This window comes from Phormidesmis sp. 146-33, assembly GCF_052939515.1.
In genome coordinates this window covers 49837-60257 of record NZ_JBJPHU010000036.1, presented here as the reverse complement: position 1 = coordinate 60257, position 10421 = coordinate 49837, and the positions used below count along the sequence as shown (strand labels likewise).

Genomic DNA, 10421 nt, shown 5'->3' with positions numbered 1-10421 from the left:
CAGGGATGACAACAAATATTAAAAAGCGCTCAAATGACCTTTAGAGGGCTGGTACCTGATCGCGAGAGGTTAAGTCATCGATCCGACGAGGGGGCGCAATCCACCAGCGAACCCGAATATTGACTGCACTCTCACCAAACCCAACGACCAAAACATCAGGCGCAGGTTCTTTGAGAACTTCATTCACACTTGCGATCGCTTCTAGCATCAGTTGTTTTGCCAGATGGATATCGTCTCCGTATCCAATACCAATATCGTATTCCATCCGCCGATGCTGCAATGCAGTGTTAACGGTGACGGAATTCGTAAAGAGTTCAGAGTTAGGAATCACAATGCGGCGATTGTCATAGGTTCTGATCGTTGTTGCACGAGTTTCAATCCGTTCAACGGTTCCTTCAAAATTCTTAAAAACAATCTGATCATCAATTTGGAATGGCTCTGTCAATAAGATTAAAATTCCAGATAGAAAATTTTGTAGAATATCGCGAAATGCAAACCCGATCGCAACCCCACTAATTCCAAGAAGCTGAACAAGATCACCTGCTCTTAGCGACGGAATGACGATCGACAATGCAACAAACAATCCGACAAGAATAATAGACCCTTGCGCCAGTCGTCCTAAAACCAATCCTAGATTTCTAGCGCGGCGGCGATTTTCAGTCGCACGTCGAACAATGCGCTTGATGCTTCTACCAACGAAAAAGAAAATGATAAAGACAACGATCGCCAGGACAATATTAGGCAGCAGAGCTAGAAAGCCTCTCACCATCTCTTGCAGCTTGCTCCAAATTACAGATAATTCGATCATGATTGTTTGTTCAGCCCTCTCTAACTTCGCCCCGATAATAGAGTAGCAAGCTGAACTTTCCATCTATCTTTAGTTCTTCGTTAAGGCTAAGGTGCTTCTAAAACGGTTACATTGACTAGTGGAGTTACATTAAATCCTTGGTTTAGTAAGCGAGTTTGAATCGTTTGAGTTAAGCGATCGCGGATTTGCTCAGAAGAAGCAGGATTGTTTGTGTCACGCTGCACATAGACTTCAGCCACCAGCGGAGCAATCAGCATTGCAGCAACTAGTAGATAGCTCGTATTCGTGTAGAGTCCAATCCACACGACAATCCCGGCAACTGCGGCATACGCCAGAAAACTTCGCCACGATCCCACGCTTTGCAGCCCAGATAAGAAGATCTCGATCGGGCTGCGAGATTGAACATTGGTGACTTGCTGCGGAGCTTCAGATGCGGGAGGGCGCAATGCAATCACGCCCGTCGGCAACAAAGTAATATGGGCTTCTGGTAACTCTTCTAGCTGGGCAAGCAAATCCTCAACCTGTCGATTAGAAACGTGGACGATTAGGAGATCAATTTCTTGCTCAGAACTTTGGGCTTCAGTCTTTGAAACATTGACTGCATCACAGGATTTGGCAATTTGCAGAACTGCCTCTCCTTGTCCCTGCGGCACTTGAATCATCAGTTGGCGCATCGTTACTCCTAATACACACTCTCAATGCCTAAACCCTCTAGTAAAAAACAATCAATATGAAGCAAGTGGTCACTACTCTGAGTCGGATTGATCAACCGATGACTGAGACATCCGATGATTGCGAGATAGTTTTTGAATTTCTGTTCGTAATGCAAAAATTTCTGTCTGTAAGGTTTGTATGGATGCTGCGCCAGCGATCTCTGCTTGTTCATTTTCGGCATCTCGACCTACAAAGAAAGTAGCAAGCGTAGCGGTCACATACCCGAAGATAGCAAAGCCATACACCGCCAACATAAAGCATAAAATACGACCCTCCGGCGACCGAGGAAAATAATCCGATCCCATTGTGGTTATCAGCATTGCAGTCCACCACAAAGCAGTTCCGTAGCTCTCCAAGCCATTCGGTATGTCTCGCTCGAACGCATACATTCCCGCCGCACCGATCAAAATGACGATTGTTGTTGCAGCCATAACATAACCAAATCCACGTCGTTGAAAACTCGCACTCAGAGTTCGCATTCCTCTCGTGGTACGAGTCATTACACCTAATAATCGCATTCCTCGCACTGCCCGCACAGATCGTAGCGCCTTCACTACCTGTACAACTCGCAAGGTGCGGAGCGCAGGTAAAACTAACGAGCAGACCGTTAACCAGTTTCGCTGAAGATAAACACGCTTATACGGGGCTAGAGCAAACTCTAATAAAAAATTAAAAATAAACAGAATCCAAATCGTAATGCCAATAACATCGAAAAATGGATTGAGTCCCCAAATAAGTTCAACAACAAATAAAGCGAGCCACACGAAGCTTAACGCTAGCATTGGCAGATCAAGCCAAGCTTCTAGCTGTTGGAGCATTTCGCTTCGGGCTTGCGATAGAGATTGTTCTGCTGGCGGTTGTGAGGGGTTCATAATACTCTATTGGCGGTGCAACCAATTCAACAACTCTCTGTAGAGTGATCCCATCGGGGTGAAACTTGACGCGACTAATCTTCATAGCGCGCCACTTGAGCATGATTGAGTGCAGCAACCAGCGAAACTCCACCAATAATATTACCTAGCAGTGTTGGCATCAAGAAATGTCCAAAATACTGTGCCCAAGTCGCTGTGCCAGTCATGACCAAGTAAAGGACTTCAACCGATCCAGCAATGCTGTGTGGAAACTCAGCTAATCCGACTAAAAATGTAATGAGGATAATCACCCAGAACTGAGAAGCTTCTGCCGATGGCAGCAGCCAAACCATTAACGCAATTAACCATCCAGCAAAAACTCCCTGGCATAACATTTCTAGTGGTTCACCTTTGAGAGCTTCTAACCCAATCTCAGTGAAGGTATGTTGTACCTCAGTTGAAAACACATCGATGTTTCCAATCACGATCGCAAATAGCGCCGCACCCGTTAGATTGCTCAACAACACAATCGACCACAGTCGCAAAACCTGCAAAAATGCCGCTCGACTCGGTTGAGAAAGAAGCGGCAAGATTGCTGTCAAGGTGTTTTCTGTAAACAGTTGCTGGCGACCCATCACCACAATCACAAAGCCAACGCTGTAACCGAAACTCGCCACGATCGCACTCCAAGACTGCTCTGGTAAATTTGCCCGCAGTAAGCCCTGAGCCACCAATGAAAAGCCCATTGATAATCCGGCTGCTAATGCAGACCAAGCCAGTGCAGAAGTCGGGCGACGCAGTTGATATTCTCCTTCCAGTCGAATCGTTTCATGGATCATCAATGCACTCGGACGCAGACGTTCAATAATGCTCTGCCGCTCCTGTGGACTCAATCCAATTTCTTGCTCAAATCGCTCCTCCGTGGGTGGATTGCTCTGCTCTTGAAGTTGGCTCATCGTATTCCTTTTATCTTTCAATGCGTAACTCGCTTGATGCTCGATCGTAATCCAATCCCTGATCCTGAGCCTTTAACTCAAGGAGCGCCTTACCGTCAGCGTGGCCTTACAACGTACTGAACAGCAGGCTGATTAGGGATTGGTTCAGCCCGACCTTGACTCACCAGAGCTTGATAAACTAAAGCCGCCATCTCTCCACGAGTCGCAGGTTGATTGGGGTTCAAAATTCTAACATTCGGATGGTTTACGACAATGCCTGCTCTCGTTGCCGCTGCAACCTCATCGATCGCACTAGCTGGAATCCGGTTTGCATCTTGATAGTATTGGTTCACCAATGCAGAGGGCGATTGAGTCTTAGGTTGATTTGCGGTGTTTGGGGTTACTGGTGTTGCGGTGTTAGGTTGAGGATTTGCAGCAGCGACCACAGGCCGGATCAGCGGCGCTAAAAGCATGGTGGATGCCATTGGCAACATCAGCCCTCGTCGCCTAGCTTGTCGGGGGCGAGTTGATTGATTTGAGACAACAGGGGGTATGGGTTGCGGAGGCGTTTGTGCTGCCTTTTGCAAATCTAGATTTCGCGCTAGTGAGGCGATCGCTTCGACTTTAGTCACAGGCTGCCTCGGACGAATCGAACCGCCCGGATAGCTGGAGATAAAGCCCGTTTCGTAGGCCTCCTTGATTGCGGGGGCTGCCCAATAGCCTTGAGGCACATCCTTAAACGTGCTGCCACTCTCAATGCTTCGCTCTTTGGGTTGATCAAACGCACTGCGAACGATCGCGGCAAATTCATCTCGCTCAACAGGGCGATTTGGACGATAAGTACCGTCTGGATATCCTGTAATAATGTTACGTTCAGCTAACTGGGCAATGAAGGGTTGCGCCCAGTGGTCTGAAGTATCTGGAAAGTTTGCGTTCTGAGCCGTAGCCGAATTCGACAGCAAAGCGGCGAAGGGTACGATTGTAGCTGTTAAGACTCCGATCGTAATCGCTCCGATCTTTGCTTGGTTAGTTAACTTCAGTTTTAACATGGTATGGCTTTCACGTTTCGTTGCTTGAAGACTAGCTTCTCTTAGTAAAGCATTCCTCCATCAGTAGGATGAAGTCAATACCCTAAAAACGGATACGGTAGAGGCTTGCACTTATTCGCACAAACCCCTACGCCGATTACCCAGAAAGTCTGCTTTTAATGTTCAACGATCAGTTGTCCTTGTGTATCAACATCCAGTTGTTCACGACGAATCGGTTCTTCTGCGGTCACGGTGTCTTGTTCAACTTCTTTTCGCACTCGCACTTCTTCCTGTACAAAGCCTTCTTTGCGAATGTCAGGCGTTTCTTCGTACACATTCATGTGAGCGACTTCTCCTTCTCGGAACGCCGCATCGCTAGGGTCGATCGTGGTTGGTTGAATTGGAGTGGTTCGATCGATAACGACTCGCTCCTTTTCGATAGGAACCGTGGTTCGTGCAGTTGTGGTTTCGACGTGCTTGCCCGATCGAGACTTCTCCCGTTTTCTGACGCTTTTTGCTGGCAATCAAGCGTTCTTCGTAGAGCTTCAGTCCTTGGTGATTGCTCAAATCATATAGGTCTGCATCGTCTTCGTAGCGGTAGGTATCTGAACTACGAGGCGATGACGTTTTGGAGGTTTTTTGCTTGCTTTGATCTTTCGCGAATCCAGGTGTCAGACCAATCGGGCGATAAACGTTTCGCACCTGTTCTTCGTAGTTGTAGTCGATCTTGTCCAACTCATCGTAGTTTGGCAATTCTTCAACTTGTTCTTTGGTCATGCCACTGACGTAGATGCGATTGTCACTGTTAGCTGTAACTCTGAAATCAGGTGCTGTCGCTCATTCCTCTTACAGGTGATCCAAGGGGGCGAAGTAGCTTGGCAATAAACGATCTTATTTAATTCACGATCCTAAGCACCGAGTTCTCACCACTCAAACAGGATTTCTATAGTAATCATGGAGAAAATGATTAGTCATAAAAAGTAGTGTCTGTAACTGACTGCTTTTAGTAATTTCTGGTAATATACGATCATAAATGCATGATGCTTATCGGCTAGTGTCGCTGACTACTTTCGGCTCGATCGACCCATCCCGAAACAATCTTTTCTCAATCTTCACCCCTCTAAAACGTTGAGTTAGCCCAATTTACTGAGCTTGATTTGGTATCCTACTTAAGGAGATATAATGCTCAACCGCTCTCACGGACTTCTACCTCTGATTGCCTTTGGCATTCTAGCACTGGTTGCAGCGACGATCGTTCATGCGAGTTCTAAACCTGTTGCCTCACAGTGGACTAATGAATCCGCGACTAATGTTACATCCCAAGTTAATCCACAAGCTAATCCACCTCAAACTATGAACCCAAACAACAGTTCTTCCGGCTCCTCCAACACTGGCACCACGACCTCCTCGTGGAACAATCCCTGGGGAAGTGGTCAGGTTATCACCAATCCAGACGGTAGCACAACCACCACCTGGAACAATCCCTGGGGAAGTGGCCAGGTTACAACTCACCCAGACGGCACCACAACTACTACCTGGAACAATCCCTGGAGCCGAGGCCAAACTGTTAGCCCCCGCTGACCAAAATTTGAAGTTGTCCAACACAGAGTAGAGATTCCTGATTGATTGACTGAATTTTAATCTACTAGCGTCAGCTAAAAGGAACTTCTACTTCTGTAGGTTGGGCAGCAGATTGACGAAAGAGAATCTGAATGCTTTTTGGGGCACTGATTTGATAGATGATCCCTTGCCATTTAAGTGTTTTCGTCAGCAAAGCCGCTACAAATACTCCAGTCTGAACGAACTGAGCAAAAGGAATGGCAATTGAACATTGAGCGATCGCGCCCATAGAAATACCAGTTCGTTCTCCCTTTGCCCGCACAACTCCCCGCTGCAACAAGCTAACCAACACCGCAATCATCACCGTGTAGAATGCTAACCCAGACCCCACCCAAATCAAGGCTGACCACTGACCTGTTAGCGCCGCGATCGCAAGTAGAATTATAGCTCGTCCAATCACCAGAGTATTAATCACACTGGCAATCAAAGTGCCCCACCAGGCTGAATGATAGAGCCGAACCATCACCATCTGACGAGTTGCCCAACGCCAAAAGCTAGAGAACTTACAGGCTTGAGACTGAATCATCATCACTGAGGGCACAAATTGAATGCGTTGCTTTCGTTGTCGTAAAACACGATGCAAAGGCACCCCATCAGAAAGCGCCTGTTTCCAGATTTCTAGTAGGTTAGTTTGATCAATTAAATCAGTTTTGAAAGCGATCGACCCACTCCAGGGAATCTGATTAAAATACATCATCACCACATTAGACGCATTCCATAAGTAGCGGAACGCATTCCCCATTTGACCTTCAGGGCTATACCAACTGTTTCCGGTCGTTGCTCCAATGCGATCGTTCTCTAAAGGAGCCACCAGTTCTCGGAGCCAGGTAGAATGTGGAATCGTATCAGCCTCAATCAGTGCCACAACTTCACAATCAGAATCGAGAGATGCGATCGCCTGAAGCAGTTGGCTACACTTGAGACTACAAGTTTCTAACCGCTCGTTGAGAACCTGTACTTGAGCGATCGTAGATTGGCTGATAATTGGCGTAATCACTTCCCAAACCGGATCAGTAGAACTTTCTACTACGATCAGCACCGTATAGTTGGGATAATCTTGGTAAAGCAAGCCTTCTAGACAGTCAGATAAGCTGCGATCAACTCCCCGCAAACAAAGAACTACCGTTACTTTAGAAGCAGATAACTCTCCTAACCGAGCAGGCTTCAAGCGTTGGACGAATAGAACAGTGAACAGAATTTGAATTAGAGTTAGAATTACTAAACTAAAAAAGACGCTAATGGCAAGTTCGGTCATAGCTGCTCACTAATGGATGCTTTGAAACGGTTTGGAAGGACAGGCTGACAGGCTTCAGATAAATAGGTCAGGGTGCTGTCAGCTAGTTGCTCAACAGTTTCTTGACTCAGTGACGGTTGGGCAAACATGAAGTTTAAGTTTATTTTGCCTGCATAGGTAGACACACTGGCGGAAAGCGATCCTGCGTAGAAGATATTGGAAACCGTGAAGTGAATATTTTCTAGCTCAAATGAACCATATTGTCTAGGAACTGTAATCTGACCCAAATTTGTCAAGAAGACAGTCGAATTAACTTCGTCAGGGTGCGATAGATAGTACTCGGTAAAGAATTTGGATGTTAGTGGAAAGCGAAAAATATGTCCCCATTTAATATTAGATTGTATGTTGCGCTTAACCTGTTGGGCGAGGTTCCAGAGAGATGTTTTAGCAGCGATCGTATGGTAAGTAATCACCGAGGTCACAAACAATCCGAGTTGGCGGTCGTCAGCGCAGTTTTTGAGTCGTCTTCTCAAGTCGATCGCAGACTGACAATTGACACAAATCGGGCGGTTGCGATCGGGCGTGATCTTTTCAGCCGCCGCTAACATCATCGCCGCCGCCAAAGCACTGTGAACCGTCGTTTTCTTCTGCTGACAGTGGTCGATAATCTTTTGAGTCAGGGCGTGATCTATCTGACGACAAATCAACCCAGTTGTGCGATCGCTCAGGGAAGTAGACTCCTCTAAGGGAATATGTTCTGGACGATGTTTGAGACGCTGAACTATCAACCCCAAGCCAAAAAGAATTGCATTCAATCTGCCCAACCAACCCCTTGTCCAGGCTGGTAGAAATGACTCCAGAGCAGGCAGTAGAGGCGCTCTAACGACTTCGATCGGCTTGCCTTCTGTGACTTTCTGACAATAAGTTAAAAGCTCTGAATGCAGACGAACACAGGATAAGCCATCTGAAATTGCGTGATGAGTGGTTGTGATCAAATGGCAGGAGTCAACTTGTTGAGCAGATTCCACTAAAACGGCTCTCAACAATCCTTTTTGTGACTCGATCGGTTCGTTGATCTCTTCGCAGGCGATCGCTTGCCACTGCTGTTTGTGTGCACCAGTCACTACTCGTAACGGTAACATTGAATCACCGTGATCGAAGCTTAGATTATCCAGGGAACCAACAATTCGAGAATTAAGTCGGGGGTGTTGTTGTTGAAGGTGAGCGATCGCTTGTCTCACCAAGCTGGGACTAAGTGAACCCTTGATTTGGCTAATAGTAATTACATTTAGACTGCCAGAGCCTTGACGGTTTAGCATTTCCATCATTTGCTCATTGGCAGCAAGAAGCCTGGACTCAGTTCCTTCAGAGTTGCGCTTTGCGCTAAACGCGCTTCGAGTGTCAAGTGGCAGCATGGTGAACTGTTGAAATATGGTTGTTATCTCAGCTACGGAACCATTGCTTGAGTCGGTGGAAAGGCAGTAAGAGCTTTAGTGCAAGAAACCTGGAGCGTCCCAGCGTCTCAGCATTCAGAAAGTTATTCTGAACGAAGTAGAAAAGGTAAGTAGTCATCAGCTTACGATCGAAGGGAGGGCAAACAATCGAGCTTCCTGCCAAAGCTTTGAGCGTTGCTTGACAATCGAGAATCGGTGTTCTAGACCGCTGATACATCTCTGGAATGGTGAGTTGTTCGTCAGTCCACGGTTCCAAGAAAAACGGTTTCAGGGTTGATAGAGCGTTGTCTTGCGATCGCGTGGCTTCAACTAATCGTGCCTGCCACTGATCATAGGGAAGATACTCAAACAGACCTTTAGAACGACTCTGTTGCTGTACTTCAGTCACATGGACTGGGTTGGGGTTAGTTAGATGAAAATTTTGTCCTAGAGATGTTGGCTGTTGGGAGAGGTAAGCGATCGCTTGAGCCGTGTAGTCTACTGGAGACATGCTAATCAAACTATCTAATATCGGCCAGCATTTCATCTGAACACAGCCTTTGATCATTAGACAGGTGAAGTCCTTCAGATTCCAGGCTCCCGTCTTGCTGTGTCCAGAAATTAATGGCAAACGATAAATACAAACAGGCAAACCGCGCGATCGAGCAGACTGAACTAGCTTCTCAGCAACCCATTTTGTTTTGGTATAGCCCAGGGCAATTCCTTCACTGTGGTCAACTGAATCTGCCTCAGCTACGATTTTACTAGCGTATGCCGGAGACTCAAACACTGCATAAGTAGAGGCATAGTGGAGCCGTTTAACTTTGGTCTGACAAGCCAGGCGAAGGACTTCCTGCGTTCCCAAAACATTCATCGGCTTTACCACCGAGTAGGGGAAGACAAAATTGAGAGAAGCGGCATTGTGATAGATTACATCAATGTCAGCCGACAGCGTTTCCCATAGTTCAGCAGGAATGCCCATTTGTGGCTGTTCTAAATCACCCAAAACAGGAATGATTCGAGAACTAAAGCGATCGTGCCAGATACCATACTCTTTGAGATTCTGTTGAATGCGCTGTTTACCTGCTTCCAGACTGTTTGCCCGGACTAGACAGTAGAATGTAGCATGAGTTTGATTCAGCAGTTCAACCAGCAGAAACGCTCCTAAAAAACCAGTTGCTCCGGTGAAGAAAATCGATCGTGGGTGGATTGTAGTTTCAACAGGCTTACCTTGAGGAGAAATCGCTGAGTCGAGAATTGCTTCAGTTTCCAAATCCACGGCTGTCGGGCTAGCAATGCGACGAGTTGTTCCCGTTTTTTCTTGAAGTCGCTGTACCAGTCGTTGTCGTTGTTCTGGAGAAAGATTTTCGATACGAGTTGAGAGGTTGGTCATGGGTAGTGTGGTACTAGAACTTTGCTACTAGGTTTGCTGCTCAATTTCTGCCAGGGCTTGAGCCAGAGTTTCGTCGTCGATCGCAGCTAATAGATCAGCATCAGAGGCAGCTTCTTCAGCAAGACGTTCTGAGAGGGCAGCGATCGTGGGGTAATGCCACAACAAAGTAGGCGAAAGTTGAAATCCCAGAAACTTTTCGGCACGACCCGCGACGGCTAATGCTTGAGCCGAGTCTAAACTATAGTTCTCAAAGGTTTCTCGAACATCAATTTCACCCGGAGCAACCGCCAACTGCTCGGCAATCTGCGCTACAAACCAGGACTGAATATTGTCTGTGGTCTTAGGGAGTTGAGCGATTGTGTCAGCACTAGACTGGTTCATTTGCACTTCTCCAAATTTAACAAA

At 46.8% G+C, this 10421-nt stretch carries 11 protein-coding genes; 1 reads left to right on the top strand and 10 read right to left on the bottom strand.

Translation table 11 applies throughout. From position 1 onward, the window contains the following. Positions 1 to 40 precede the first annotated feature (40 nt). The 6 genes from ACJ2PR_RS16250 to ACJ2PR_RS16225 all read right to left on the bottom strand — a co-directional run bounded on the left by ACJ2PR_RS16250 (position 41) and on the right by ACJ2PR_RS16225 (position 4860). Positions 41 to 808 carry a mechanosensitive ion channel family protein gene (locus ACJ2PR_RS16250; RefSeq protein WP_446877770.1) on the bottom strand — a complete coding sequence of 256 codons (768 nt, stop codon included), beginning with the start codon at positions 806 to 808 and terminating at the stop codon, positions 41 to 43. Between the two features lie 86 nt (positions 809 to 894). Next, positions 895 to 1482: a hypothetical protein gene (locus ACJ2PR_RS16245; RefSeq protein ID WP_446877769.1), complete on the bottom strand. Its 588-nt coding sequence runs from the start codon at positions 1480 to 1482 to the stop codon at positions 895 to 897. A gap of 72 nt (positions 1483 to 1554) precedes the next feature. Then, complete coding sequence (locus ACJ2PR_RS16240) at positions 1555 to 2394, bottom strand: potassium channel family protein (RefSeq protein ID WP_446877768.1); 840 nt, start codon at positions 2392 to 2394, stop codon at positions 1555 to 1557. 74 nt (positions 2395 to 2468) lie between these two features. After that, on the bottom strand, positions 2469 to 3329 hold the full coding sequence (locus ACJ2PR_RS16235) for a formate/nitrite transporter family protein (protein ID WP_446877767.1): 861 nt from the start codon (positions 3327 to 3329) through the stop codon (positions 2469 to 2471). A 95-nt stretch (positions 3330 to 3424) separates the two neighbouring features. Further along, a complete protein-coding gene (locus tag ACJ2PR_RS16230; protein ID WP_446877766.1) occupies positions 3425 to 4357 on the bottom strand; it encodes an S-layer homology domain-containing protein in 933 nt (310 codons plus the stop codon). A 155-nt stretch (positions 4358 to 4512) separates the two neighbouring features. Next, positions 4513 to 4860 (bottom strand): YsnF/AvaK domain-containing protein, encoded by a 348-nt coding sequence (locus ACJ2PR_RS16225; RefSeq protein ID WP_446877765.1) that lies wholly within the window; start codon positions 4858 to 4860, stop codon positions 4513 to 4515. Positions 4861 to 5518: 658 nt separating this feature from the next. On the opposite strand from ACJ2PR_RS16225, the gene ACJ2PR_RS16220 reads away from it, so the two are divergent. Beyond that, entirely contained in the window at positions 5519 to 5917 is a 399-nt protein-coding gene (locus ACJ2PR_RS16220) for a hypothetical protein (RefSeq protein ID WP_446877764.1), read from the top strand. Positions 5918 to 5987: 70 nt separating this feature from the next. Here ACJ2PR_RS16220 and ACJ2PR_RS16215 read toward each other — a convergent pair whose 3' ends face one another. From ACJ2PR_RS16215 to ACJ2PR_RS16200, 4 genes are read right to left on the bottom strand one after another with little or no spacing between them, the layout of a single operon-like run. Beyond that, positions 5988 to 7211, bottom strand: a complete 1224-nt coding sequence (locus ACJ2PR_RS16215; protein ID WP_446877763.1) for a glycosyltransferase — start codon at positions 7209 to 7211, stop codon at positions 5988 to 5990. Further along, positions 7208 to 8605 (bottom strand): phthiocerol/phthiodiolone dimycocerosyl transferase family protein, encoded by a 1398-nt coding sequence (locus ACJ2PR_RS16210; RefSeq protein WP_446877762.1) that lies wholly within the window; start codon positions 8603 to 8605, stop codon positions 7208 to 7210. Before ACJ2PR_RS16210 ends, ACJ2PR_RS16215 begins: the two co-directional genes overlap by 4 nt. A 28-nt stretch (positions 8606 to 8633) precedes the next feature. After that, positions 8634 to 10016 (bottom strand): thioester reductase domain-containing protein, encoded by a 1383-nt coding sequence (locus tag ACJ2PR_RS16205; protein WP_446877761.1) that lies wholly within the window; start codon positions 10014 to 10016, stop codon positions 8634 to 8636. A 27-nt stretch (positions 10017 to 10043) separates the two neighbouring features. Beyond that, the gene (locus ACJ2PR_RS16200; RefSeq protein ID WP_446877760.1) at positions 10044 to 10397 is read right to left on the bottom strand and encodes a phosphopantetheine-binding protein; all 354 of its coding nucleotides are present in this window, start codon (positions 10395 to 10397) and stop codon (positions 10044 to 10046) included. Positions 10398 to 10421 lie beyond the last annotated feature (24 nt).

What these genes read in the sequence shown, in the direction of transcription:
- ACJ2PR_RS16250 (WP_446877770.1), bottom strand. Translation starts at nt 808, where the DNA reads ATGATCGAATTATCTGTAATTTGGAGCAAGCTGCAAGAGATGGTGAGA.
- ACJ2PR_RS16245 (WP_446877769.1), bottom strand. Translation starts at nt 1,482, where the DNA reads ATGCGCCAACTGATGATTCAAGTGCCGCAGGGACAAGGAGAGGCAGTT.
- ACJ2PR_RS16240 (WP_446877768.1), bottom strand. Translation starts at nt 2,394, where the DNA reads ATGAACCCCTCACAACCGCCAGCAGAACAATCTCTATCGCAAGCCCGA.
- ACJ2PR_RS16235 (WP_446877767.1), bottom strand. Translation starts at nt 3,329, where the DNA reads ATGAGCCAACTTCAAGAGCAGAGCAATCCACCCACGGAGGAGCGATTT.
- ACJ2PR_RS16230 (WP_446877766.1), bottom strand. Translation starts at nt 4,357, where the DNA reads ATGTTAAAACTGAAGTTAACTAACCAAGCAAAGATCGGAGCGATTACG.
- ACJ2PR_RS16220 (WP_446877764.1), top strand. Translation starts at nt 5,519, where the DNA reads ATGCTCAACCGCTCTCACGGACTTCTACCTCTGATTGCCTTTGGCATT.
- ACJ2PR_RS16215 (WP_446877763.1), bottom strand. Translation starts at nt 7,211, where the DNA reads ATGACCGAACTTGCCATTAGCGTCTTTTTTAGTTTAGTAATTCTAACT.
- ACJ2PR_RS16210 (WP_446877762.1), bottom strand. Translation starts at nt 8,605, where the DNA reads ATGCTGCCACTTGACACTCGAAGCGCGTTTAGCGCAAAGCGCAACTCT.
- ACJ2PR_RS16205 (WP_446877761.1), bottom strand. Translation starts at nt 10,016, where the DNA reads ATGACCAACCTCTCAACTCGTATCGAAAATCTTTCTCCAGAACAACGA.
- ACJ2PR_RS16200 (WP_446877760.1), bottom strand. Translation starts at nt 10,397, where the DNA reads ATGAACCAGTCTAGTGCTGACACAATCGCTCAACTCCCTAAGACCACA.